The organism is Halomonas sp. 25-S5 (assembly GCF_029889845.1).
GTDB lineage: Bacteria > Pseudomonadota > Gammaproteobacteria > Pseudomonadales > Halomonadaceae > Halomonas.
In genome coordinates, this window is record NZ_JARANV010000016.1 from 70,179 (window position 1) to 95,289 (window position 25,111).

Below are 25,111 nucleotides of genomic sequence, written 5' to 3' on the forward strand. Positions count from 1 at the left end.
GCGTTATTCGCAACCGGTTGATCCTGTCTCGTTGCTCAACTCGCGCAGCCTGACCTCGAGATCATGGCGCCGGTAGTCGCTATCGAAGGCCATCACCGCGAAGACGCTAGCATCGCGCGGGCCGACCAGCCTGGGGCTCGAGTGGTGAACGAATGTCTCGCCATCCACCGTCAGTTGCAGGCGCGGCAGGCCATCCTCGTCGTAATCCAGGCGCAGTGACTCGAAGCGCCAGGCCAGCGGCGGGTCATCGGCACAGCTCGGCAGATCCAGCGGAACACCCGGCGTGAGCTCGAGGCGCTGCCGCTCCAGTTCGCTGCCTTCTGAATCGGTCACCACCAGCCGGTAGGTGCGCGGCCCCGCGTAAGGCTCGCCCTGTTCGGGTAGCTGGGCCTGCAAGGCGGCACGGACGGGCTCCACCGGAAACAGCGGTGGCTGATACGGCAGTTCCCGCCCCGGGGCAGGACGATAGACGAAGCGCAGCGAGAACAACCGTTCGCTGATGGCATCCAGCCCCGGTACCGAGCCGGTCATGGCAGTTACCGTCTCAGGCTCCCAGGCCAGCTTGGCGTAGCGATCTTGCGGGGTGCGCAGGAAGAGCGTGCCGGGGGTGTCATCCAGCGTCAGCCGCGACGCCGAGGGCGGCTCGGGCGAGGCATCCAGGTAGCGCAGCAGATAGTCCCAGGAGGCGTGGGCGATCCCCTGCTCCTCGGCCGACACGAAGTGAAGCCCGCCCCCCTCGGCCGCGGCCAGGGTGACCGCGAAGGGCTCGCGCTGCATGGCGACGGGGGTGAGATCGGCAAGCGCCAGGGCACGCGTCGGGGCGTCGTCGATGAACGACCAGCCGAAGGGCTCACCATCTTCATCCCAGCCGAGATAAGCGGTGCCACCGGGCAGGCGCTCGTCGCGATTGGCCACCGTCTGCAGGACCAGCTCCGCCCCCGGCGGCACGTAGCCGGCCTCAAGAGACTGAAATCCCGCCGCCTCGGCCTTCAATCGGCCAGAGCCGCTGCCCAACAGCCATACCGGGCCGGGCATGGGCACGCGAAAGTGCCCGTTGGCGTCGGTGGTCGCGGTGGTCGAATAGCGCTTGTCCCATATCAGCTGGCCGTCATGGTCGCTCAGGCCCCAGCCCTGACGGCGCACGGTGATGGTGGCACCGGCCACCGGCGCATCATTGTGGTACTCGACCAGCCGTCCCGAAACGGGCGCCGGCGACAGCCACCACAGCGCCAGCCATGCCAGCAGCGCCAACGCCGCCAGGGTGCCGATCAGCACCACAGCAAGGCGACGGAAGAGCCGCGAACAGCCGCTCATGGCGCTTCACGGGCCGGTGCGCCGCTGAGATAGCGGACGGCGTGGACCGCCACGCGCGGATGTCTCGATCTCAGCACGATGTTCGTCGGGCCAAGCAGGGTGTGAAGGTCCGCCTCCAGCAGTGTCTCGCCACGGAAGGTGACGGCAAGGCGCTCGCCCAGGTGAGAAGCGAGCAGGCCATGGAAAGCGCCGAAACAATCCGGCGTTTCGGGCATATCGAAGCGCAGATACACGAGGTCATCCTCGACGACGGCATGGTCGACCCGCTGGGCGCACGCCGGGGTCAAGACGTAGCGCTCATCGCCCATGTCGAAGACCATGCCGGCCTCGTCGGCCTGGGCCATGGGCACCGGCAGGAACAGCGCTGCCAACAGCAGAAGGTGATGCATCTCTCTCACGCTCCTCTTCGCATCGCTCGCCTGGCTGAACGCATCAACAAGCGCACCCCGTGTATTGGCAGCTCACGCTGTCACTCGCAATGTCCCAGTTCCGACGATCACCGCTTGCCCGGCGATACGGATCGCCAGACCGTTTTTATCGCGTTCGGCCTCGGCAAAGATACGGCTCGGGCGCCCCATCTCGATGCCTTGTTCGATTCGCCAACGCCACAGATCGCCGCCCTTCTTGCTCGTCGCCAGTTTTCCCGCCAGGGCTGCGGCGGCGCTGCCGGTAGCCGGATCTTCACGCACACCTCCCTCGGTGGAAAACATCCGGGTTCGCAGCACCTCACTATCTGCGGATTCATCCCCGGCAACGTAGAGGTAGATCTGCTCATGGCCGCTGGGTGACACCCATTCCGCCCAGGCGCTCGGCGCGGGCCGTGCCCTCTCGATGGCTTCCAGCGAATCGAGCTCGATCAAGTGATAGGGTAACCCGCAGGAGGCAAGCACCGGCTCTCCGACGACCTGGCCGGATTCAAGGCCCAGCAACTCTGCAGCAGCAACCTGGTTCAGCGTACTGGCCAGGATGCTGACCGGTTCTGCCGTGGTAAAACTCGCCAGCGCCTGATCAAACGCCACCACCAAGGGCCCGACGCGGGCTTCGAGGGTCAGAGGCCTATCACGCTCGGCCATGCCCAATTCCATCAGCAGATGGGCCGTACCTACCGTCGGGTGGCCAGCGAAGGGCAACTCCATGGTGGGCGTGAAGATACGCATGGGGTAACGGTTCGGGCCGCTAGCCTGTCCGACAAACACCGTCTCGGAAAGGTTCAGCTCGTTGGCGATGGCCTGCAACGTAGCGGTATCCAGGCCTTCCGCTTGCGGAAAAACCGCCAGCGGATTCCCGGAAAAGGCTCGGTCGGTGAAGACATCGAGCAAGGTGTACTCATGGCCTTTCATTGCGATCCCTCTTGCAAATCTCTACCCCTCAGAGTGGATAGGAGCATATCCCCCATGCCCGCCTCACCTGCTGCATGCACCAACTCCACGATTATAGCTTCTCAGCCGAAGCGCTCCCTGAACCCTTCCCTTGCTTCGCCGATGATAGGAAGTAGCTTGTCCTCGGGAATATAAACTACACTAATGCCCAGCCTCTTTGCTTCAGCGGCCAAAAGCGTAGCCGGCTGTTCGCTCGGCACAAAGAGCTTTTTTGGCCCCTTTTTCTTATGCGCTTTCCCCTGCTTCAGCAGGCGCCGAGACTCTAGCTTGCTTGGCTCGTCACTCTTTGCTGATACTGGCGAAGAGCTGAGAATGAAACAGCTTGCGGCATCGATGAGCGCAAAGAAGTTGAAGTCACCATCCTGGTCCGTGTGGATTGGCTGATCGTTCAACTTGAATACGATCCACGCCTCGTTGACTTTAAACTGATTCGGTTGAAGCATTACATCTCCTTGTTGAAAATAACGATAAAGTCAGTCCCGCCAGTGCTATAGATCGGTTTTTTCCTTGGCAGAAAGCGAACGCCCCTTTCTTGATTCTTTCTTCTGGTTTATTGTCTTGTCAAATGATCGCGGAGGAGCGGCTATTTCATCGCATTTTCCAAGACATCGCACAGGTAATCCAACTCTTCCACCAAGGAAATCCGTCGGACTTCCTTGATTGATATACTAAGATCTCCCACTATCTTCTCTAGCCAAAACCTGCCGATCACCACTTGGTAGCAACCCTTTTTCCCTGCAACCGCTTCAAAAGCGGACGCCTCATCCAGGTGGCGCGGCTCGCGCAGACGGGTCTGAGCGTCGGCGTAGATGGCGGCGATCAGCCGGTCGTCGCTCTGGGTCATGGGGTGTCCTGATTGAGAATGTCGATGTAGCCTCGGTAGGCGTAGATCCGGTTGCGCTTCTGCCCGGTGGCCTCGGGGAGGTCGTTGATGAAGTGCTCCAGCGCCGACCAGCCGTCGGCGATGCTGTCTACGTAATGGCCTGTGAGTCCACGGTCCATGGGGCTTCACCTCACCGATCGAAAGCGGGCCTGAGTAAAATAGCGTCACGCCTTATTTTAACTTATGCCCGAAATTAAAATAAGACTCGGCGTTATTTTAACTTCGCCGCTCTGTTTGCCGGCCAACGTGTCGATGCTATCGACATGTGGCCACGACATGTTTAATGAATGCCATTTTTTCGACACGTCCCGCAGACATGTCGATGAGATGGACATCCGGCGGTGGGTTGTCGGCCATGTCGCCCAGGGTGGCGATATTGTAGATCTGCGACAGCCGGTGGTTGTGCTCCAGCGGCGCCTCGTCGAAGGCGTCCAGCGCCTGCTTGCCCAGGGCGTTGCGGTCGACCAGGAAGAGCACGTCAGGGCGCCTGCGGCGCCATCGCGCTGCAAGCAGCGCTCCCACAGGAGGCGCCATTCGCGCTGCAAGAGTGCTCCCACAGGAGGCGCCATCGCGCTGCAAGCAGTGCTCCCACAGGAGGCGCCATTCGCGCAGCACGCAGTGCTCCCACAGGCGCGTGGCATGACGAGGCGTCAGCGCCCCAGATGCGCCTCGAATACCTTCATCAATTCGCGCTTGTCCTCGAAGCCGATGCCCGGCACCTGCGGCAGGGCCACCTGCCCTGCCTCGATGGGCGTGGAGTCGGCGAAGCCGCCGAAGGGGGCGAAGACCCGCGGATAGGACTCGTTGCCGCCCAGCTTGAGGCCGGCGGCGATGTTGAGGGCGAACTGGTGGCCGCCATGGGGAATGCACTGCCGCGATGACCAGCCGTGGGCGCGCAACACCTCGAGCATGCGCAGGTACTCCACCAGGCCATAGCCGAGCACCGGGTCCATCTGCAGGATGTCGCGGTCGGGGCGCATGCCCCCGTAGCGCAGCAGGTTGCGCACGTCCTGGTGGGAGAAGAGATTCTCGCCGGTGGCCATGGGCGGCGCATAGTGCTCGCTCAGTTGCTGCTGCAGGGCGTAGTCCAGGGGGTCGCCGGCCTCCTCGTACCAGCGCACGCCATAGGGCGCCAGGCCATCGCCGAAGGCCAGTGCGGTGCGCAGGTCGAAGCGGCCGTTGGCGTCCACCGCCAGGCGCCCCGCGTCTCCCACGATGTCGATGGCGGCCTCGACCCGCGCGAGATCCTCGGCCAGCGGCACCGCGCCGATCTTCATCTTGGTGCAGGTGTAGCCCAGGTCGAGGTAGTCGCGCATCTCGTCCTGCAGGCCCTGGACCTGCTTGCCCGGATGGTAGTAGCCGCCCGCCGCATAGACGGCGACGCATTCGTCGGGCCGGCCGTCGCCGTGGCGCTCGGCCAGCAGCCGCGCCAGGGGCTTGTTCTCGACCTTGGCGACGATGTCCCAGATCGCCATGTCGATGATGCCTACCGCCACGCTCCGCTCGCCGTGGCCGCCCGGCTTCTCGTTGGCCATCAGTACCGACCACACCTTGAAGGGGTCCAGGTTGTGGCCGCTGTCGTCGAGCAGCGCGCTAGGCTCGGCGTCGCGAAGTCGCGGCAGGAAGCGCTCGCGCAGCAGCCCGCTCTGGGCATAGCGGCCATTGGAATTGAAGCCGTAACCCACCACCTGGCGGCCATCGACTTTGGCATCGGTATAGATGGCCAGCACCGAGACATCCATCTTCGAGAAGGAGATGTAGGCGTTGGCGATGTCGGAGGCGATCGACACGCGGGCCTCTCGAATATCAGTAATCCTCATTCGATATTTCCTGTAGTTTTGCCGTCATGTGCTGGCGCTGGCGCTAGAACCATTTCCCGGTCGGCAACCTGACGCTGAGCACCTCCGTAAAGGCCAGATAGAAGACACCGATCAACACCGCCATGATGGGAATCCACATCAGCAGCCGTCGTAGCGATACGTGGCCTTCCACGGAAGCCAGGAACCAGGTGAAGCCGAAGAAGGCGATCGAGGTCGCCACCAGAAAGCCCAGCCAACCGATGGCGTACCACCACGCGATCAACCCCAGGATGGTCACGACCAATCGCCCGACACTACCTTCGATCTCGACCTCACGGACGCCAGGCTTGATAATGCCCTTGACGATCAAGGCGATGCCCAGCAGTACCGTCATCAGCAGGACCGCGCGCGGGAAGATGATGCTCAGCCGACCCATTTCCTCGCGCGGCAGCCACAGGCCCGCAGAAAACACCAGACCCAGGATGCCCGCGACGATATCGGTATTCAGTCGCACGACCATCAGCTTGTTTCCTCTTCCGAACCCGCCTTTTCCAGGAGCCCCTTACGCGCCAGCCAACCAGGCAGCAGCGCCGTGGCCGCGCTGATCAGCACCAACACCGCCAGCACCTTGGAAAGGGTGTTGTCCACTAGCCGCAGCCAGGGAATCGGGTCGACCACTGCCGCCAGCATGGTCTGTACATAGCCCTGTTCGGCGATGCCCCCCAGGATCATCCCCAGCACGATCGGCGCGGCATGAATGCCGATCAGTCTCAGGAAATAGCCCGCCACCCCCAGGATCAGCATGATGCCGACATCCAGCAGACTGTTACGCAGTGCATAAGTCCCGAGTATCGTGACCATCGCAATGGTCGGCAGCAGGAAATAGAAGGGTGTCTTGATGACCACGCGATGGATCAGGCGGCCACCCAACAACCCGACCGGCAACAGCATGATCGCCGCGAAGCCCATCGACAGGATGAAACCGTTGGTCAGCACGCCGGTCTCGGTGAACAGGTCGAGCCCAGGTCGCAGGCCGTGCATCAGCAGCACGCCGAGGATGATGGCATCCGGTGGCGCACCAGGAATACCCAGCGTCAACAGCGGCACCATGCTACCGGCGACCATCACGTTGTTGCTCGACTCGGATGCAATGACGCCATCGACATTGCCCTTTCCGAAGGAGGATGGATCGCTGGAGAAGCGCTTGGCTTCGTTGTAGGCCACCAGGCTGGTCACGTTACCACCCGCCCCGGGGATAATGGCGATGATTTGCCCGATGAGGCAGGAGCGGATCAGGTTGGTCGGCCGGAGAAAGATATGCCGTCCCATCTTGCGGATAGATGCGAGGGCACCACCCTCCAACTTGTTGCTTTCCTTCAGGGAGCCATGTCCCTGAGCCGCCATCGAGAGCAGTTCGGGCACGACGAACAGACCGATCAGGGCCACGATCAGCACGATGCCTCCCTGCAAGGGCGGAAAATCGAAGATGAAACGGGTTTCGCCGCCGATCGGCGAAACCCCGATCGTGCTGAGCAAGATGCCGATACAACCACCCATCAAGCCCTTGAGCAGGGAGCCCCCTGCCAGGCTGGCGACCAGGGTCAGGCCCAGCATGGCGACCCAGAACATCTCCGCTGGTCCGAACACCACCGCCAGGCGGGCCAGTGGCGGCGCCAGCAACAGCAGAAACGCCACCCCGACGATGCCCCCCACGACCGAGGCGATCGTGGCTGCGGCCAACGCCTCGTAGGCTCGTCCCTGACGAGCCATGGGAAAGCCGTCGAAGGTGGTGGCGATCGACGATGGAGTACCGGGTGTATTGATCAGGATGGCGGTGAAGGCGCCACCGTAGATAGCGCCCATGTAGACGGCCCCCAGGGCCATCAGCCCCTGCAACGGGGACATCGTGAAGGTGAAAGGCAATAACACCGCCAGGGCCATGGTGGCGGTCAACCCCGGCAGCGCCCCGATGAATAGCCCTGCCGTTACCCCGACCAGAATGGTAACAAGCCCCTCGAGCGTCAGGATCGACAGTAGGGCCTCAACGAACATTTCCATGATAACGACCTCGTCTGGCCCTCACCGCTTGGCCGTGAGACGACAGGGACAGGAATATCCTGCTAAGGCCACCCAGGCGGGCGGCCAAAGCCAGACATCCTGCCCTACCCTTCACTGCTGCGTTTGAGCGTCCTCGAGGATCGGTTGGTAGGCTTCCTCCAGGTCCTGGATCACCTGGTCGACCTCATCATCGGTGATGTAGGTCATGACGAAACCGAGCGGCTCCTGCTTGTCGGTGATACGGCGATTGGTCTCGGCGAAGGCCTCCTCGAGCCGGTCGACGACCGCCGTGGGGGTATCCTTCGGAACCGCGACACCACGGTAGGCACCGCCGACGATGTCATAGCCGAGCTCCTTGAAGGTCGGCACATCCGGCATCGCCGGTACTCGTTCCTCGGAGGCCACGGCGAGCACCTTGGCACTGTCCTGCATCTGTACCCCGAGCATGGAGTAATTGAAGATGCCGGACACATGATTGCCTTGCACTGCGGCGGGTAGCGGCCCGGTACCCGTGAAGGGAATGTAGGTCACATCGATGCCCGCCTCACGTTCCAGGCGCAACACCCCCAGATGGTTGGCGCTATAGGTACCGCTGCCACCCAGTGTAACGGCCTGGGGATTCTCCTTGGCATAGGCCACGAGATCGTCCAGCGTATCGAAGGGGCTTTCCTTGGGCACGATCAGGGCATTGGGTGTGAAATGAAAGAAGGTGACGATCTTCCAGTTGTCGGTCTCGAAACCGGCATTGGACCGCATGATTGGCTGGGCAATGATGTGCGGGATATTGACGCCGATCATTTCGTAGCCGTCGGGTGCAGCACTGTTCTGGAACTCGCTCCAGGCCACGGCTCCGCCGCCACCGGGACGGTGAGTCACGTTGACGTCAGTACCCAGGATCTCCTCCAGATGCGGCTCCTGGAAACGCGCCGTGACGTCTGACTCACCACCGGGATCAAAGGGAATCGTGTAGGTGATGGGCTCTTCCGGGTACTCGGCCTGAGCCAGGCCGGCAAGGCCCATGGCGGCGACGGCCGTCACGGCCATCGTCAGCGTCTTGTAGGTGAAGGTCATGGCATGCTCCGACTTAGTTATATTGTCTTGTGTAATGTTGTCTTCATCGTTGACGGTAGCCGGGCCAGTTCATGGACTTGTTAGGGTCTGCCTGCGGTCTACCGAGGCGCACCAGCTTCAACCAGCGTGGACGACCTCATTGCTCAAGCTAGCCGAGTTGTAAAAGTTGTCAAGTTACTCACCCCTCGAAGACCCGCCGCCGCGAATTGCGCAGGTGCCGTTGCATGCATCGGCCGGCCCGCTCGTCATCGCCGGCCAGGATGCTGTCGTGGATGTCGCGATGCTCTTGCTGGACCTCCGGGACATGATGCTCCGGGCGCCTCAGGCCCAGCCCACGTGCCAGGTTCTGGCCATAGGTGATCGCCGCCTCGAGCGAGAGCAGGGTGTCGGAGAAGAAGCGGTTGTGGGTGGCCTTGGCGATGGCGAGATGGAAGCCGAAGTCGGCATCCACCCCCAGGGCGTTGTCGCGAATGCGCTGTTCGAGCAGTGCCAGCGCCCGCGTGAGCGCCGCCCGGTCCTCGCCGGTGGCCTTGAACGCCGCCAGGCGGGCGGCTTCGGACTCGACGGCGATCCGGAACTCGAAGCAGCGCTGGATGTCCGCCAGGCTCTCCAGCGGGGCGAACTCGAGCATGGCGCGATCGGGGCGACGCTGGACGAAGCTGCCGGAGCCGCGATGCGAGCGCACCAGGCCATCATCCCGCAGCCGGGCCAGGGCCTCGCGCACGATCGGGCGGGACACGCCGTAGCGGCTTGCCAGCTGCTCTTCCGAGGGCAGACGCTGGCCCTCCGCGATGTCGCGATTGATGATGCGATCGATGATGTCGCCGTAGACCCGATCGCTGAGCTTCTCTCCCTTGCGGCATGGCTCGCCGTCCGGCGAGTCGTCGGAGGCGCGCGTCTCCACTCGTGAATCCATGGTCGTCTCCTGCGGCTTTCCCATAGCATAAGCCACCCCTCGCCCGGAGAGGAGCGGTCCAGCTGCCCGACCCGCCATGGTAGGCTTGGCGGATACTTGTTAGCCGGGAGCCTGATCATGACCGCCGCCGAGATACTCGACCGCCTGGTGGGCTTCGCCACTGTCTCGCGGGATTCCAACCTGGCCTTGATCGAGTGGGTCGAGGGCTTGCTTGATACGCACGGCGTGGCGCACTGGCGGGTGGAAAGCGACGATGGCCGCAAGGCTAACCTGCTGGCGCGCATCGGCCCCGCCGAGGCCGGCGGCGTGGTGCTCTCCGGCCATACCGACGTGGTGCCGGTGGACGGGCAGCCCTGGTCCAGCGACCCCTTCACCCTGGTCGACAAGGGTGACGGCCGGCTCTATGGCCGCGGCAGCTGCGACATGAAGGGCTTTATCGCCTGCGCGCTGGCCGAGGTGCCGCGCTGGGTGAAACAGGAACTGGCGACGCCGATCTGGCTGGCGTTCTCCTACGACGAGGAGGTGGGCTGCATCGGCGCCCCGCGGATGATCGAGCGGCTGCTGGCCGACCACCCTCGCCCGGCGGCGGTGATCGTCGGGGAACCGACCATGATGCACCCGGTGGTGGCCCACAAGGGGGCGACCAACCTGCGCACCACCGTGACCGGCCGTGCCGCCCACTCGAGCCAGGTCAACCAGGGGGTCTCGGCGATCCACGTGGCCGCCCGCCTGGTGACGCGGATCGAGGACGTGATGGCCGAACTCAAGGCCGAGGGGCGCGTGGACGAGGCCTTCAACGTGGTGCACTCGAGCCTGCACGTCGGCAAGATCCAGGGTGGCACGGCCATCAACATCATGGCCCGGGAGTGCACCTTCGAGTGGGAGATCCGACACCTGCCCAGCGACCGCTTTGAGGAGCTGCTCGCGCGGGTGAACGAGACCACGGCCGGCCTGGAGGCCGAGATGCGAAAGCGCGCGCCGGACGCCGCCATCGTCACCGAGGCGCTGAACACCACCGTGCCGGCGCTGGCCGACGACAACAACGCCGAGGTGCTGGCGCTGTGTTGCGACCTGCTCGACGAGCGCCCTGCCGGTGCCGTGGCCTATGCCACCGAGGCCGGCCAATTCCAGCGCGAAGGACTGCCCACGGTGATCTGTGGCCCGGGGAGCATCGGCCAGGCCCACCAGCCCGACGAGTATCTCGACATCGAACAGCTCGCGGCGGGAACGGCCTTCATGGTGGCACTGGGCGAGCGGCTGCAACGCCGACAATAAATGGCGTTACCAAGGCACGCCGTCGGCGCCTTCACACCACAATGCGATGATCCACAATGCATTGTGGGATGATCCATGAAAAAGACCCCCACACCTTGCGGTGCGGGGGCCGTTTGCGTTCCGGGGCCGGACTCAGGCCCAGCCGGGATCAGGCGCTGGTGCGACGGCGAATCGGCGCGTCACCGTCCTGGCGACGACGCGGGGCGCGCTCCGGCGCGCCCTTGTCCTCGCTGATCTCCAGCGGACGACCGGCGACGCGGGCCCGGGCCATCTTGGTCAGGATGCTTTCCGGCAGCGAACTCGGCAACTCGACCACCGAGAAGGCGGTGCGGATGTCGATGCGGCCGATGCGGCTGCCCTCGATGCCGCCCTCGTTGGCCAGGGCGCCGACCAGCTGGCCGGGCTTGACGCCATCCTGGTGGCCCACGGCAACGCGATAGCGGGTCATGCCTTCCCGCGGCGCCCGGTCTTCACGATCACCGCGACGCTTCGGGTTGCCGTCACGCGAGTTGCGGTCATTGTTGCGCTCGGCACGCGGCGCCTGCACACGACCGATGGGGGGCTCGTCGGCACGCGCCATGCGCGCGAAGGCACAGGCCAGCTCGATGGGGTCGTGCCCCTCCTCGACCATCCGCTCGACCAGGGCGCGCTGCTCGTCGGCACCGGCGGTCAGGGCGGCGACCACGCGCTGGTGGAACATCTCGTCGCGGTGGGCGCGGATGGCGGCCTCGTCGGGCACCGCCATTTCGCTCATCTTCTGGCCGGTGGCCTGCTCGAGCCAGCCCACCTTGCGGCCCTCGCGGAAGCCGACGAAGGTGATGGCGATGCCGGTGCGCCCGGCACGGCCGGTACGGCCGATGCGGTGGGTGTAGGCTTCACCGTCCTGGGGCAGGTCGTAGTTGATGATGTGGGTCAGGCGCGACACGTCCAGGCCGCGGGCGGCCACGTCGGTGGCGATCAGAATGTCGATCTTGCCACGCTTGAGGCGCGTGATGGTGCGCTCGCGCAGGCTCTGGTCCAGATCACCGGAGAGGCTGGCGACGTTCATGCCGCGGGCAGAGAGCTGCTCCATCAGGGTGGTGCAGGCGGCCCGGGTACGCACGAAGACGATGGCCCCGTCGACCGGCTCGACCTCGAGGATGCGCGCCAGTGCCTCCTGCTTGGCCCCACCGTCGACCCGCACCATGCGCTGTTCGATGCTGGCGGCGGTCCCGACCTTGGATTCGATGGCCACCTTGACCGGATCGACCAGGTAGCGATTGACGATGCGCTCGATCTCGGCCGGCAGGGTGGCGGAGAAGAACACCCGCTGGGCGTCCTTCGGGGTGTCGGCCACCACGCGCTTGACGTCGTCGATGAAGCCCATGCGCAGCATCTCGTCGGCTTCGTCGAGCACCAGGGCGGAGAGGCCGTCGAGCTTGAGGCTGCCGCGATCCAGGTGATCGATGACCCGGCCCGGGGTGCCCACCACCACCTGGGCGCCACGCCGCAGCGCGGAGAGCTGCTCGCGATACTCCTGACCGCCGCACAGGGTGGCGACCTCAAGACCCTTGAGGTTCTGGCCGTATTTGCTGAAGGACACAGCCACCTGCTGGGCCAGCTCGCGGGTCGGCGCCAACACCAGCACCTGGGGCTCGCGGCGGGTCAGCTCGAGGCGGGACAGCAGCGGCAGGGCGAAGGCAGCGGTCTTGCCGGTGCCGGTCTGGGCCTGGCCCAGCATGTCACGTCCTTCCAGCAGCGCAGGGATGGTCTGCGCCTGGATCGGCGACGGGGTCTCGTAGCCCTGGGATTTCACGGCAGAGAGAACGTCAGGCAGCAGGGCCAGATCGCCGAAGCTCGGCGAGGCGACAGAAGTCGAGGTCATTAATCACACCTTGGTAGGCCGACGGGGCCGGCAGAAATTCAGTGGCGTCCCTGACGCGTGCAACACGCTCAGGCATCTACGTTCCGTCCAACGGAGCGTCGGATGAGCAAATCGGAGTCGGGGACGCCGGTCGCACCTGGCATTCGGTCCACGCCATCGGGGATGGCCCATGAACCGCTGTGGCGACCGTTTGCGCCGATCTCGCCCGGGTGGCGTGATCTTGGTGGCGCTCCATCTACACAATTCGAACGCGTGTGGGCCAGTTCTTGCGTCACTGAGCCCGGCGTTTCGGCGCCCACCTGCCTGAGGCAGCGTGGCGTCGTCATGATGGTGGGGTCAACACATGCGAGGAGCGCGCATGCTACCATCGTCGACTGCCACTGACCAGCCTTTTTTCGAGGCCCCTATCCCGCCGGGAGTGCTGCATGCCGAATCTGTGGGTCGATGCCGATGCCTGCCCCAGGGTGGCGCGCGAGATCATCGTGCGCGCCGCCGAACGTACCGCCACGCCGACCTGGTTCGTAGCCAACCACGCCGTGCCGCTGCCGCCCTCGCGGTGGGTCAAGGGCCTGGCGGTGAGCCAGGGCTTCGATGCCGCCGACAACGAGATCGTCGCGCGCCTCGATCGGGGCGACCTGCTGATCACCTCGGACCTGCCGCTGGCCCTGGAGGCCATCGAGCGCGGTGCCGGGGTAATGACCACCCGCGGCGAGACGCTGGATGCCAACAACATCCGCGCCCGGGTACAAATGAGGGACTTCATGGAGACCCTGCGCGCCAGCGGCGAGCATACCGGCGGCCCCAGTGGCTACTCCGACAGCGACCGCCGCGAGTTCGCCAATGCGCTGGATCGCTGGCTGGCCAGGAAGCCCCGCCGCTGAAGCCGCCGCTGAAGCCGCCGCTGCGCGACGGATCGCGCTGCAAGCAGCGCTCCTACAGGGTGCGGAGCCACCGGAAAAGCTTTGCCCCCAAAGGATGCGGAGCCACTGGAAAAGCTTTGCCCCCAAAGGATGCGGAGCCACTGGAAAAGCTTTGCCCCCAAAGGATGCGGAGCCACTGGAAAAGCTTTGCCCCCGAAGGGTGCGGAGCCACTGGACAGGTTGTCGTAGGAGCTTTGCTCGCAAAGCGATTGGTACGTGCTGAGGCCCGCTCTTGGCCCTTGGCCTTTGACCCTTGGCGCTCGGCGCTCGGCGCTCGGCGCTTTAAAGCTTACCCTGTCTCGCGGATCCCCTTGCCGGGCAGCCGCTCGCGGTCATGGGGCCGATCGAGGCCGAGCAGCGGGCCGTAGGGCACGATGCCGGTCGGGTTGATGGTGTCGTGGCTGACATAGTAGTGGCGCTTGATGTGGTCGAAGTCCACCGTCTCCGCGATGCCCGGCCACTGGTAGAGCTCGCGGACGTAGTTGGCGAGATTCGGGTAGTCCTCGATGCGCCTCAGGTTGCACTTGAAGTGGCCGTGATAGACGGCATCGAAGCGAATCAGGGTGGTGAACAGCCGGATGTCGGCCTCGGTCAACCACTCGCCGGCCAGGTAGCGGTTCTCCGCCAAGCGCGCCTCCAGACGATCGAGCGCCTCGAATAGCGCCACCACATGCTTCTCGTAGACCGACTGCTCGGTGGCGAAGCCAGACTTGTAGACGCCGTTGTTGATGTGGTCGTAGACATCGGCGTTGACGGCATCGATGGTCTCACGCAGGTCCTCAGGGTAGAGGTCCAGGCGGTTGCCCGTCAGGTCATCGAAGGCGCTATTCAGCATCCTCAGCAGGTCCGCTGACTCGTTGTTGACGATGCGCCCCGATTGCCTGTCCCAGAGCGCCGGTACGGTGACACGCCCCGTGTAGTGGGGGTCGGTCAGGGTGTAGAGTTCGCGGTGGTAGGCCACGCCGTTGAGCGGGTCACCGCTCGAACCCTCGTCCTGGCGATAGGTCCAGCCCTGGTCGAGCATCAGCGGGCTGACGTGGGAGACCCCGATGGCCGACTCAAGCCCCTTGAGCCGGCGCATGATCAGCACGCGATGCGCCCAGGGACAGGCCAGCGACACATAGAGATGGTAGCGGCCGGCCTCGGCGGGCAGCCCCGGCTGTCCGTCGGGTCCTGGTTGACCGTCCGCGGTGACCCAATCGCGCAGCTTGGCGGATTCGCGTACGAACTCGCCGCCGTGTTTATCGGTGTCATACCACTGGTCGTGCCAGGTGCCGTCGATCAGAAGCCCCATGGGTCATCTCCTTCATGCCGGTGAGCGAGTGCTCGATTACGAAATTGCCCCCAGCATAAGGCGAATCCATCAACGCTCAAGCGCAGGTTTTGCGCCCCATCATTCGATAGTTTCGAATGGCTCTCCCGGCGAGCAGTCCGCCACTGCGGCCTTCAGGGCCTCGGCGAGGGCATGGGTCGCCGGCCCGGCCCGATCCCGATCGCGGTGGATCAGCTGCACCGGATACTCGCGGCTGCCACCGGCGGCCAACGGCAGCCGCTCGAGTCGCCCCTCGGCCAGTGCCTGGCGCAGGCGGGTCTCGGGAATCCAGGCAAAGCCCAGGCCCCGCTCGAGCATGTCGATGGAGGTCTGCAGGTGGCTCACCGTCCAGCGCTGCTCTGCCTTGAGCCAGCCGGCATCCATGGACTGGCGCAGCGCGGAGTCGCGCACTACCAGCTGGCGGTGCTGCTCAAGGTCGCGCAGGTCGAGCGGGCGACCCAGGCGATGCAACGGATGCTCGGGATGGGCCACGGCGAGGAAGTGCACCCTGACCAGCGGCTCGCCCAGGAAGCCCTGGGCCGAGATGCCCGAGGCCACCAGGTCGGCACTGCCGTCATAGAGCATTTCGATGCCGCCGTTGAGCACCGTCTCGTGGAGCTGGACGCGCACATGGGGATAGGCCGCCGAGAAAGCCTCCAGGGCCCGGGCCAGGGCATCGGGGGGGAAGATCTGGTCGACGGCCAGCACCACCTCCGCCTCGAGTCCCTCGGCCAGGCGACCCGCCACATCTTCCAGCGAAGCGGCATTCTCGAGCAGCTGGCGAGCGCGGCGCAGCAGCAGCTCGCCGGCCTCGGTGAGACGCACTTGCCGGCCCACCGGCTCCATCACCGCCACCCCGAGCTGCTCCTCGAGCTTGTGCACGGCGTGGTTCAGGGTCGAGGGGCTCTTGTGAATCGCCTCGGCGGCACGGGCGAAGCCGCCATGGTCGACCACGGCCGCCAGCATCTGCCATTGGGCCAGGGTGACACGGGACATTTCGAATTCCTCGAATCTATAGAGCGAAACGTTGCGCTTAATCTTCGAAAAATCCGACCTAAAATGCCAGTCAAACCATACAGAATCGGAGACACCCCATGGCCACCCCGACCATCCGGCAGGTCGACCAGCTGGTGAACAGCCAGCCGAGCCAGGACGGCGACGGCGTCAGGATCCAGCGCATCCATGACTTCGGCGGAGGGCTCGACCCCTTCCTGATGCTCGACGAGCTGGGCTCCGACCAGCCGGATGACTACATCGGCGGCTTCCCGCCCCACCCCCACCGCGGCATCCAGACCCTGACCTACGTGATCCACGGCGGCCTGACCCACGAGGACCACCTGGGCCACTCGAGCACCATCCGGGCCGGCGATGCCCAGTGGATGCATACCGGGCGCGGCATCATCCACTCGGAGATGCCGCTGACCGACCAGCAGGGCCTCCACGCCTTCCAGCTGTGGCTGAACCTGGCGGCACGGGACAAGCTGAGCCCGGCCACCTACCGCGACGTGCGCGGCACAGAGATGCCCACGCTGAGCGGCCAGGAGACCAGTCTGGTCGCCCTGGGAGGGTGCTGGCAGGACACCGCCGGCGAGAGCGTCACGGGCCCCCTGGAGGCCCTGGCCGGCCAGGGCGCGGTGGCCCATGCCCGGCTGGCGGCCGGCGGCGAGCTGGCGCTGGCGACCGAGGCAACCACCCTGCTGGTATACGTCTTCAAGGGTAGCCTCGAGATCGCCGGCACCGCGGTGCCCCAAGGCCGGCTCGCGCGGCTGGGCAGCGGCGAGCGGCTCGCGCTGACCAGCCGCGAGGGCGCCGAGGCCCTGCTGCTGGCTGGCGAGCCCCATGGCGAACCGATTGCCCACTACGGCCCCTTCGTGATGAACGCGCACGCCGAGCTGGAGCAGGCGCTGAGGGACTACCGCGATGGCACCCTCACCGGTTGAACGGCATCACTGAACGACATCCACCCGGACCGGGGTTGAAATTCCCCGGCCCGGCGTGTCCAATGTTGGCTTAACAAACAGTGTTCGCGCTTCTGCGCCGACGCCCTCCTCGCCGCAAGGAAGGCGGGCGACGGCCCTTCCTGTATGTCCGTACAGACTAGGCATCCCATACGTCATGGGGTATGGTTCTGATGCCACTTATTTTATTTCCTTTTCATCTGTCACGGCCCGTTACTCATGATGCGAATCCTCCATTCGCTGCCCCGCACCCACAAGCTGTTGCTGTTACCCGTTGCCACCATGGTCACCGTGCTGGGCGCACAGAAAATCGTTACCTCCTTCGAAGATGTCCAGCGTGACAGCCAGACGCTCGACACCGTTCTCGTCCCCCTCGATGCCGATGCCCGCCCCGGCCTGCCTTCGCTGCGCACGGAGCGAACGCCGGTGGCCGACGCCATCGAGATGGCGACCCAGACCCTCGACGCCACCCGCAACCATGTCCCGCTCTCCGTGCTCACCGCCTCGGAAATCGTCGATATCGATTTCGTTACCTCGGCCAAGGCCCGCAGCAACGAGTCCGCGATTCCCGAGACCCTCGCCCTGCCAGCGGCCTCGCGCGAGGAAATATCTCGCGGCGACACCGGGCTGCTGGCGGACGGCGGCGCCAGCCTCGATGATGGCGTCCTGCACATGGCCGTGGTCATCGGGACCATCGCCGGCGGCATGCTCGATCATGACGGCGGGCTGGTGGCCGATGCCACCTCCTACGAGGAGGTCTCCGAGGACGAGCTGGCACTGTTCGACGAGGGGCCAATCCAGCTGGAGAAGGAGATCGCCACCAACGAGCCCTACGTGCCGGAGTGGCACACCTATGAGGTCCAGGCGGGCGACACCTTCGCGATCATGGCCCAGGACCACCTCGGCATGGGCTATAGCGAGGTAATGAACCTGCTGGAGCGCCTGCCCGAGCCTCGGCTCCTGATCCACTGGCGGCAGGGCAACCGCCTGGAGTACCAGCTCGACGAAAAGGGCCGCCTGCTCTCCCTGCGCCTGATGAAGAACGCCCGGGACGGCTACCTGGTCGAGCGCCAGGAGCAGGGGTTCGAGGTCGCCACCATCGAACGCGCCGGCGAGGCGACCCAGCGCCTCTTCGCCGGCAGCATCAGCGGCAGCTTCGCACGCTCGGCCAAGGCCACCGGTCTGACCAGCGCCGAGGTCTCGCAACTCTCCCGGGTCCTGGAAAAGAAACTCGACTTCCGCCGCGATACTCGTCGCGGCGATCGTTTTCAGGTGCTGGTGGAGTCCGACCTCATCGACGGCGAGAGCCTCGACCCGCGGGTGCTGGCGGTGGAGTACGCCGGCGAGCGCATGAACCTTACCCTCGTGCGCAACCGCGATGACAACCGCTTCTATACCCCGGATGGCAAGAGCCTCGACCCGGCCTTCGACCGCTACCCCTTTGACGGTCGCTACCGGCTGAGCTCGAACTTCAACCCGCGCCGCAAGCACCCGGTCACCGGCCGCATCAGCCCCCACAAGGGCACCGACTTCGCCATGCCCATCGGCTCCGCCGTCCAGGCCCCCGCCAACGGCCGCGTGGAGAAGGTCGGCCACCATCCGGCGGCAGGACGCTACGTGGTGATCCGCCACGACAATGGCTACAAGACCCGCTACCTGCACCTCTCCAAGCCCCTGGTCAGCAATGGCCAGCGCGTCACCATGGGCGAGCGCATTGCGCTGTCCGGCAACTCCGGGCGCAGCACCGGCCCTCACCTGCACTACGAGGTCCTGGTCAACAACCGCCAGGTGAATGCCATGAAGGTGGCCCTGCCCGAGAACCAGAGCCTCCAGGGCGAGCAACTTGTGGCCTTCCAGCGCCAGGCAGCGCCCGCGCTGGCCGCCCTGCAGAGCGGCGAAACCGGCACCGTGGTCGCCAGCGCCGGCGCCGCGGGCGACGACGAGGGCTGAACCTCCCTATCATTGCATCGCCGCCACTGTCTCTCCGCGCCCCGCCCTCGAGCGGGGCGCGGTCGTTCTGGGGCAGCCGGCTCGGCCGTGGCCCGTTACTCCTTGAGCAGCCACTCGGGATACACTAGCCCCCCAAGGATCGGAGACCCTCGGCGTGTCCTCACCCCATGCCCAACCCCGACCGGCCCCGCCGGCCGAGCGCCGCCTGGCCAGCTTCCTCGGCGTCTTTCGCTACAGCCACCGTGCCCTGGCGCTGGTCTGGCAGACCTCCCGCGCGCTGACCCTGGGGCTCGCGCTCTGCACCCTGGTCGCCGGGGTGCTGCCCGCGGTGGCGGCCTGGATCGGCCAGCTGATCGTCGATTCGGTGGTGGCGGCCATGGCCCATCATGCCGAGACCGGGGAGGTCGACTGGTGGGGAGTGCTGCGCTACGTGCTGGCCGAGGCAGGCGTGATCGCCACCATCGCCCTGGCCCAGCGCGGCCTCTCGGCCCAGCAGTCGCTGCTGCGCGCCCTGCTCGGCCAGAAGGTCAACGTGATGATCCTCGAGAAGGCCGGCACCCTCTCCCTCGAGCAGTTCGAGGACTCCGAATTCTACGACAAGCTGACCCGGGCCCGTCGCGAGGCCTCGGTGCGGCCGCTGGGCCTGGTCAACAAGACCTTCGGCCTGGCCCAGAACGCCATCTCGCTGGCCAGTTTCGGCGTGCTGCTGGTGCAGTTCTCGCCCTGGGCGCTGCTGGTGCTGGTGATCGGCGCCCTGCCGGTGTTCGTCTCGGAGGCCAAGTTCTCCGGTGACGCCTTCCGGCTGTTCCGCTGGCGCTCGCCGCAGACCCGCATGCAGATGTACCTGGAGACGGTGCTGGCCAGGGAGGACAGCATCAAGGAGGTCAAGCTGTTCGGGCTGGAGCCCCTGCTGCTTGCGCGCTACCGGAGCATCTTCGACAGCCTCTACGCCGAGGATCGCCGCCTGACGCTGCGCCGCGAGACCTGGGGCTTCCTGCTCGGGCTGCTGGGCACCCTGGCCTTCTACGCCGCCTACGCCTGGGTGGTGGCGGAGACCGTCACCGGAAGACTGACCCTGGGCGAAATGACCATGTACCTGATGGTCTTCAAGCAGGGCCAGGCGGCGCTCTCGGCGAGCCTCACGGCGATCGGCGGCATGTACGAGGACAACCTCTACCTCTCGAACCTCTACGAGTACCTGGAGCAACCGGTGCCCGCCGAGCACGGTACCCTGACCACGGGGGCGCGTCCCGGTGACGGCATCCGCTTCGAGAGCGTGGGCTTCACCTATCCAGGCGCCGAGTCGCCGGCCCTCTCGGGCATCTCGCTGCACCTGCGCCCGGGCGGGAGCCTCGCCCTGGTGGGGGCCAACGGCTCGGGCAAGACCACCCTGATCAAGCTGCTGACCCGCCTCTACGAGCCCAGCGAGGGGCGCATCCTGCTCGACGGCAGTGACCTGCGCGACTGGGAGGTCCAGGCGCTGCGCCGGCGCATCGGGGTGATCTTCCAGGACTTCGTGCGCTACCAGATGAAGGTGGGCGAGAACCTCGGGGCCGGGGACGTCGCCGCCTTCACCGACGAGACCCGCTGGCGGGAGGCCGCCAGGCGCGGCCTGGCCGATGAGTTCATCGCCGACATGCCCGGCGGCTACCACACCCAGCTCGGGCGCTGGTTCAAGGGCGGCCAGGAGCTCTCCGGCGGCCAGTGGCAGAAGATCGCCCTGTCGCGGGCCTACATGCGCGAGGACGCCGATATCCTGGTGCTCGACGAGCCCACGGCGGCCATGGATGCCGCGGCCGAGGCGGCCATCTATGCCGACTTCCGCGAGCACAGCCGCGACCGCATGACCATCCTGATCTCACACCGCTTCTCGACGGTGCGTGCCGCCGACTGGATCCTCGTCATCGACGGCGGCGAGATCCTCGAACAGGGCGACCATCAGAGCCTGATGGCCGCCAATGGCCGCTATGCACGGCTGTTCCGCCTGCAGGCCAGGGGCTACCGCTGAGCCAGCCACGGCGCCACCCAGTCGCGGCAGCGGCTCCCCGCTACCCGGCCAGCGGGCGGTCCAGGGCCGTCAGCAGGGTGGCGTCGCGCTGGTAGATGTCCGGCCGGAAGACCAGCTCGCCCTCCTCCCCCGGGTGCACCGTCCAGTAATGCAGGATTACCGGCACGGGACGCTCGAGATGGATGTTGCGGGTCGCGCCCTGGGCGACCAGCGAGGCCACATGGGCGGGCGTGCCGGTATCATCGAAGAGGTGCTGGGCCAGTTCGAGCACGCCCTGCACGCGGATGCAGCCGGAGCTGAAGGCACGCTGCTTGCTGGCAAAAAGCCCCTGGGCGGGGGTGTCGTGCAGGTAGACGAGGTGCTCATTGGGAAAGCGCAGCACGACGCGGCCCAGGGCATTGTGCGGGCCAGACCGCTGGCGAAGCATGATGTTGCCTGGCCGCGACCAGTCGATCTCGCGCGGATCGAGACGCTGGCCGGAAGGCCCTAGCACCATGAGGTCCTCCCGCCACAGGTAGCTAAGATCACGGCGTACCTTGGGCAGCACGTCCTCGCGCAGGATGGTCGGCGGCACCGTCCAGGTGGGGTTGACTGTCAGGTGGGTGATCGCCGAGCGCAGCGAGGGGGTTCGGCGATAGGAGCGCCCCACCACGATGCGCGAGCGCCATACCCGGCCGTCGGGGCGGAAGTAGCTGATCCGGTAGCCGGCGATGTCCACCAGCACGAAGGAGTCCGGCAGCCCGTGGAGCAGCCAGCGGGCGCGCTCCAGGTTGACGCGGATCTGGTCGATGCGCGCGCCCACCGGCACGTTCAGGGCCTCCCGGGTCCGGGGACCGACGATGCCGTCCGCCTCGAGCAGGTGGCGGCGCTGGAAACGCTTCACGGCTTCCACCAGGGCATCATCGTAGCGGCGCGGCTCCGCAGCGCCCGACTCGACCCCGGCAAAGAGGTCGGCCACCATCACCTCCAGCTCACCGATGATCGCCAGGCGCTCGCGCAGCAGCGGCACATCCTCATGGAGATCGCCCGGGCGCAGCGACTGCTGTCGTTGCGGCAGCCTCGGCCAGCCGCCCTGGCGCTCGATATGGCGGTAGCGGGCCAGGCCCGCGCGCAGGCGCTCATAGGGGGTCGCCGAGGGGCGTGCCAGGGCGAAGGCCTGTTCGAAGCGCTGGGCATCCACCGCCCGCGACACCGCCGCCAGATTCAGGGGTGGCGCGTCGATGGGCACCTCCCAGTCCGGATCGATGCGGTGGGGATCCACCTTGCCGCGCTGAAGATGACGCAGCGCCGTCAACAGGACACGGCTGGCCTGCAGGTCGAAGCGTGCCCGGCCGGCCGGCGTCGTTTCCTCGGCGCGCACCTGGCGGTGTCCCGCCACCAGCGCATCCGGCCGGTAGTCCTGCGGGTTCAAACCATCGGCCTCCAGGCTGCGCAGGGCCGCGGCAAAGGCGGTGACGGTCTCGGCCTCCTGCCAGGCGGGCCGCCCCTCCCGGGCAGCGTAGAAGTCCCGCAGGCCGCCCTCCTCCTCGGCTAGCCGCTCGGCGAGGGCCCCGGCCACGGTGGCCTCGCCCTCCTCGGCGAGGGCCCAGGTACTCATCGAGAGCATCATCCCCACCACGAGAAGCAGTGGCGTCAATCCTTTGGCTGAGGGCATGGGTCCTGGCTCCTGCGTTGAGAATGAGGTCTGGTCATCGTGTTTCCCTTGGTCATAATAGTGCCCGACATGGAACCGCAGGGAAGCCGGCCCCTCTACGTCATCGTCCCGCCGTCGGAAATGGCCGACGACAGCCCAGCATGACACACCACAGGTTTCCCGAATGCCGATCCCCTTCCCGAATCGATGTCTTCCCGGCACCGCCTTGTGCAGCGCGCTGCTGCTGGGCACGCCGGCCGCCCTGGCCGGCGACGATTTCCTGGCCCAGGCCTACTCGCCCGATACGCTGCCCCAGCGTCCTCTCGACCAGACCCTGACCCGGCTGGCGCCCGACGCCGACCCTCGAGTCCTGCGCCTGGCGGCCCGCGCACTCTCCTGTGCCGACCCGGACGCCGAACGCCTGGCGGTGATCGACTTCTCGCTGCCCTCCACCGAGCCGCGCCTCTGGGTCTTCGACCTGCAGCGCCGCCAGTTGTTGTTCGAGGAACTGGTCTCCCACGGCCAGGGCTCCGGCAACGCCATGGCCGAGACCTTCTCCAACATCCCGGAAAGCCACCAGTCCAGCATCGGCCTGTTCCGCACCATGAACAGCTATCAGGGCAGCAACGGCTACTCGCTGCGCCTGGAGGGACTCGAGCCCGGGGTCAACGACCTGGCCTACCAGCGCGCCATCGTCATTCATGGCGCCGACTATGTCAGCGAGGCCTTCATCGAGCAGACCGGCCGCCTCGGCCGCAGCTATGGCTGCCCGGCGGTTCGCCAGGCGGTCGCCGCACCGTTGATCGACAGCATCAAGGAGGATCAGTACCTGTTCACCTACTATCCCGATCCGGAGTGGCTGGCGAGCTCGGACTTCTTCCGCTGCAACCGGGATGAGGGGCAACTGGCCCTGAACTGACCCGCGCCCTGCCATGGCGCCACCGCGGGCGGCACCATGGCAGGGCATACGGGCCTCTGCTGCACCCTACTGCACCGCCCTCGGGGCATCGCTCGAGGCTTCGACACCCTCCATTTTATTAACAAGTATTTGATAAAAAAAGGCTTTTCATGAATTGGCCGCCGCCTTGCCTTAGCACTGAACAGCAAGGCAGGCGTAGACCAGGCTCCCCGGGAGTACGAGTGCGTCGGACCCGACCTTCAACGGCGAAGGCCCAGGATCGTGTGTTCGACCATCACTCGACGAGGTACTCCCATGGAGATCCGCAACAAGGCCAACAGGATTCGCCTGTTCACCTTCAAGACGCCACAGATGCGTGCCTTCCACTTCTCGTGGTTCGCCTTTCACATCTGTTTCTTCGGCTGGTTTGGCATCGCCCCGCTCATGGCGGTGGTACGCGACGACCTCGGCCTGACCAAGACCCAGATCGGCAACACCATCATCGCCTCGGTGGCCATCACCGTAGTCGTGCGGTTGCTGATCGGCGTGCTCTGCGATCGCATCGGTCCGCGCCGCGCCTATACCTGGCTGCTCTGTCTCGGTTCCCTGCCGGTGATGAGCATCGGCCTAGCCTCGAGCTTCGAGACCTTCTTCCTGGCCCGCCTGGCCATCGGAGCCATCGGCGCCTCCTTCGTGATCACCCAGTACCACACCTCGGTGATGTTCGCGCCCAACGTGGTGGGCACCGCCAATGCCACCTCGGCCGGCTGGGGCAACCTCGGTGGCGGCACCACCCAGATCCTGATGCCGCTGATCTTCTCCGGCCTGCTGATGCTGGGCGTCAACGAGGCCTTCGGGTGGCGTCTGGCCATGGTGGTGCCGGGCGTGGTGCTGTTCCTCACCGGCATCGCCTACTACCTCTTCACCCAGGACGCCCCGGACGGCAACTTCGATGAGCTGCGCGCACGCGGCGAGCTTCCGCCGGCCAGCGGCGAGCATGGCATGGGGGCAAGCTTCAAGGCTGCCGCCGGTGACATCCGTGTCTGGGCACTGTTCGTGGTCTATGCCGCCTGCTTCGGGGTGGAGCTGACCATCAACAACATCGCCGCTATCTACTTCTTCGACAACTTCGAGCTGACGCTGGCCACAGCCGGCATGATCGCCGGGTTGTTCGGGCTGATGAACCTCTTTGCCCGCACCTTGGGCGGCGTCTTCTCCGACCTCTTCGCCCGCCAGGCCGGCCTGAAGGGGCGTGTGCGCTGGCTGTTCATCGCCATGCTCTGCGAGGGCATCGCCCTGATGTTCTTCTCGCAGATGCACGTGCTGGCACTCGCCATCGGCATCATGCTGGTGTTCAGCCTCTTCGTGCAGATGGCCGAGGGTGCCACCTTCGGCGTGGTGCCCTTCATCAACAAGCGTGCACTGGGCGCGGTGGCCGGGATCGTCGGTGCCGGCGGCAACGCCGGGGCGGTGGCCGCCGGCTTCCTGTTCCGCTCCGAGGCGCTCAGCTATCAGCAGGGGCTCTTCTACCTGGGCATCGCCGTGATGATCGCCGCCCTCTGTACCCTGATGGTGCGCTTCTCGCCGGAGGTCGAGGACGAGGAAGCCGCCGCCTACCGCGACGCGGCGAGCGACGAGGGAGGTGGCGCCCTGTCGCTGCGCTGATCACCGCCGTGCCTGCCCCACACCACCGCCTCACCGGGCGGTGGTGTTGCGTTGAGCGCCGGGATTGCAGCCATGTCTCGGACTGGGCCATGCTAGAAGCCTGTCGGACTTAACGCTGATCTACTGCGAGAACCGGTCTTTCGGCCAACTTCATTCGATCTGATTCGTTAAATAGCGGGCTATTCGCCTCATCAGATCGATAAACTTG

23 protein-coding genes are annotated in these 25,111 nt (G+C 65.7%); 7 read left to right on the forward strand and 16 right to left on the reverse strand.

Annotated features, from left to right (window positions below):
- Nucleotides 1-3: 3 nt before the first annotated feature.
- The 12 genes from OP498_RS12275 to OP498_RS12330 form a co-directional block, all read right to left on the reverse strand.
- Nucleotides 4-1,314 carry a carboxypeptidase-like regulatory domain-containing protein gene (locus OP498_RS12275; protein ID WP_280553712.1) on the reverse strand — a complete coding sequence of 437 codons (1,311 nt, stop codon included), beginning with the start codon at nt 1,312-1,314 and terminating at the stop codon, nt 4-6.
- On the reverse strand, nt 1,311-1,703 hold the full coding sequence (locus OP498_RS12280) for a hypothetical protein (RefSeq protein WP_280553713.1): 393 nt from the start codon (nt 1,701-1,703) through the stop codon (nt 1,311-1,313). The genes OP498_RS12275 and OP498_RS12280 overlap by 4 nt, the downstream gene beginning before the upstream one ends.
- Before the next feature lie 72 nt (nt 1,704-1,775).
- Entirely contained in the window at nt 1,776-2,654 is an 879-nt protein-coding gene (locus OP498_RS12285) for a PhzF family phenazine biosynthesis protein (RefSeq protein WP_280547396.1), read from the reverse strand.
- Nucleotides 2,655-2,755: 101 nt separating this feature from the next.
- On the reverse strand, nt 2,756-3,136 hold the full coding sequence (locus OP498_RS12290; RefSeq protein ID WP_280553714.1) for a hypothetical protein: 381 nt from the start codon (nt 3,134-3,136) through the stop codon (nt 2,756-2,758).
- A 140-nt stretch (nt 3,137-3,276) separates the two neighbouring features.
- Nucleotides 3,277-3,537, reverse strand: coding sequence for a hypothetical protein (locus OP498_RS12295; RefSeq protein ID WP_280547400.1), 261 nt, complete (start codon nt 3,535-3,537; stop codon nt 3,277-3,279).
- Nucleotides 3,534-3,695 carry a hypothetical protein gene (locus OP498_RS12300; RefSeq protein WP_280547401.1) on the reverse strand — a complete coding sequence of 54 codons (162 nt, stop codon included), beginning with the start codon at nt 3,693-3,695 and terminating at the stop codon, nt 3,534-3,536. The genes OP498_RS12295 and OP498_RS12300 overlap by 4 nt, the downstream gene beginning before the upstream one ends.
- 136 nt (nt 3,696-3,831) lie before the next feature.
- Nucleotides 3,832-4,053, reverse strand: a complete 222-nt coding sequence (locus OP498_RS12305) for a hypothetical protein (protein ID WP_280547402.1) — start codon at nt 4,051-4,053, stop codon at nt 3,832-3,834.
- Nucleotides 4,054-4,226: 173 nt separating this feature from the next.
- Nucleotides 4,227-5,396, reverse strand: coding sequence for a mandelate racemase/muconate lactonizing enzyme family protein (locus tag OP498_RS12310; protein WP_280547403.1), 1,170 nt, complete (start codon nt 5,394-5,396; stop codon nt 4,227-4,229).
- 43 nt (nt 5,397-5,439) lie between these two features.
- Entirely contained in the window at nt 5,440-5,895 is a 456-nt protein-coding gene (locus tag OP498_RS12315) for a tripartite tricarboxylate transporter TctB family protein (RefSeq protein ID WP_280547404.1), read from the reverse strand.
- Nucleotides 5,895-7,427, reverse strand: coding sequence for a tripartite tricarboxylate transporter permease (locus OP498_RS12320; RefSeq protein ID WP_280553715.1), 1,533 nt, complete (start codon nt 7,425-7,427; stop codon nt 5,895-5,897). Before OP498_RS12320 ends, OP498_RS12315 begins: the two co-directional genes overlap by 1 nt.
- A 117-nt stretch (nt 7,428-7,544) precedes the next feature.
- Nucleotides 7,545-8,504, reverse strand: a complete 960-nt coding sequence (locus OP498_RS12325; protein WP_280547407.1) for a tripartite tricarboxylate transporter substrate binding protein — start codon at nt 8,502-8,504, stop codon at nt 7,545-7,547.
- A 178-nt stretch (nt 8,505-8,682) separates the two neighbouring features.
- Nucleotides 8,683-9,420, reverse strand: a complete 738-nt coding sequence (locus tag OP498_RS12330; RefSeq protein ID WP_280547408.1) for a FadR/GntR family transcriptional regulator — start codon at nt 9,418-9,420, stop codon at nt 8,683-8,685.
- A 117-nt stretch (nt 9,421-9,537) separates the two neighbouring features.
- Between OP498_RS12330 and argE the strand changes: the two genes are divergently transcribed.
- Nucleotides 9,538-10,695: an acetylornithine deacetylase gene (gene argE, locus OP498_RS12335; RefSeq protein WP_280553717.1), complete on the forward strand. Its 1,158-nt coding sequence runs from the start codon at nt 9,538-9,540 to the stop codon at nt 10,693-10,695.
- A gap of 148 nt (nt 10,696-10,843) precedes the next feature.
- Here argE and OP498_RS12340 read toward each other — a convergent pair whose 3' ends face one another.
- Nucleotides 10,844-12,559 (reverse strand): DEAD/DEAH box helicase, encoded by a 1,716-nt coding sequence (locus tag OP498_RS12340; RefSeq protein WP_280553718.1) that lies wholly within the window; start codon nt 12,557-12,559, stop codon nt 10,844-10,846.
- A 425-nt stretch (nt 12,560-12,984) separates the two neighbouring features.
- Between OP498_RS12340 and OP498_RS12345 the strand changes: the two genes are divergently transcribed.
- Nucleotides 12,985-13,440: a YaiI/YqxD family protein gene (locus OP498_RS12345; RefSeq protein WP_280553720.1), complete on the forward strand. Its 456-nt coding sequence runs from the start codon at nt 12,985-12,987 to the stop codon at nt 13,438-13,440.
- Nucleotides 13,441-13,768: 328 nt separating this feature from the next.
- Here the strand turns inward: OP498_RS12345 and OP498_RS12350 are convergent, their stop codons facing one another.
- Together OP498_RS12350 and OP498_RS12355 are read right to left on the reverse strand one after the other, a co-directional pair.
- Nucleotides 13,769-14,773, reverse strand: coding sequence for a glutathione S-transferase family protein (locus tag OP498_RS12350; RefSeq protein ID WP_280553722.1), 1,005 nt, complete (start codon nt 14,771-14,773; stop codon nt 13,769-13,771).
- Nucleotides 14,774-14,872: 99 nt separating this feature from the next.
- Entirely contained in the window at nt 14,873-15,787 is a 915-nt protein-coding gene (locus OP498_RS12355) for a LysR family transcriptional regulator (RefSeq protein WP_280547414.1), read from the reverse strand.
- A 98-nt stretch (nt 15,788-15,885) separates the two neighbouring features.
- Between OP498_RS12355 and OP498_RS12360 the strand changes: the two genes are divergently transcribed.
- The 3 genes from OP498_RS12360 to OP498_RS12370 all read left to right on the forward strand — a co-directional run bounded on the left by OP498_RS12360 (nt 15,886) and on the right by OP498_RS12370 (nt 20,707).
- Nucleotides 15,886-16,731 carry a pirin family protein gene (locus OP498_RS12360; RefSeq protein ID WP_280553723.1) on the forward strand — a complete coding sequence of 282 codons (846 nt, stop codon included), beginning with the start codon at nt 15,886-15,888 and terminating at the stop codon, nt 16,729-16,731.
- A 237-nt stretch (nt 16,732-16,968) separates the two neighbouring features.
- The gene (locus OP498_RS12365; RefSeq protein ID WP_280553724.1) at nt 16,969-18,699 is read left to right on the forward strand and encodes a peptidoglycan DD-metalloendopeptidase family protein; all 1,731 of its coding nucleotides are present in this window, start codon (nt 16,969-16,971) and stop codon (nt 18,697-18,699) included.
- Between the two features lie 154 nt (nt 18,700-18,853).
- A complete protein-coding gene (locus OP498_RS12370; RefSeq protein WP_280553726.1) occupies nt 18,854-20,707 on the forward strand; it encodes an ABC transporter ATP-binding protein in 1,854 nt (617 codons plus the stop codon).
- Nucleotides 20,708-20,747: 40 nt separating this feature from the next.
- Here OP498_RS12370 and OP498_RS12375 read toward each other — a convergent pair whose 3' ends face one another.
- Nucleotides 20,748-22,361 (reverse strand): L,D-transpeptidase family protein, encoded by a 1,614-nt coding sequence (locus OP498_RS12375; RefSeq protein WP_280553727.1) that lies wholly within the window; start codon nt 22,359-22,361, stop codon nt 20,748-20,750.
- A gap of 163 nt (nt 22,362-22,524) precedes the next feature.
- On the opposite strand from OP498_RS12375, the gene OP498_RS12380 reads away from it, so the two are divergent.
- A complete protein-coding gene (locus OP498_RS12380) occupies nt 22,525-23,259 on the forward strand; it encodes a murein L,D-transpeptidase catalytic domain family protein (RefSeq protein WP_280553729.1) in 735 nt (244 codons plus the stop codon).
- Between the two features lie 294 nt (nt 23,260-23,553).
- Nucleotides 23,554-24,903: an MFS transporter gene (locus tag OP498_RS12385; protein WP_280553730.1), complete on the forward strand. Its 1,350-nt coding sequence runs from the start codon at nt 23,554-23,556 to the stop codon at nt 24,901-24,903.
- The last annotated feature ends 208 nt before the right edge of the window (nt 24,904-25,111 follow it).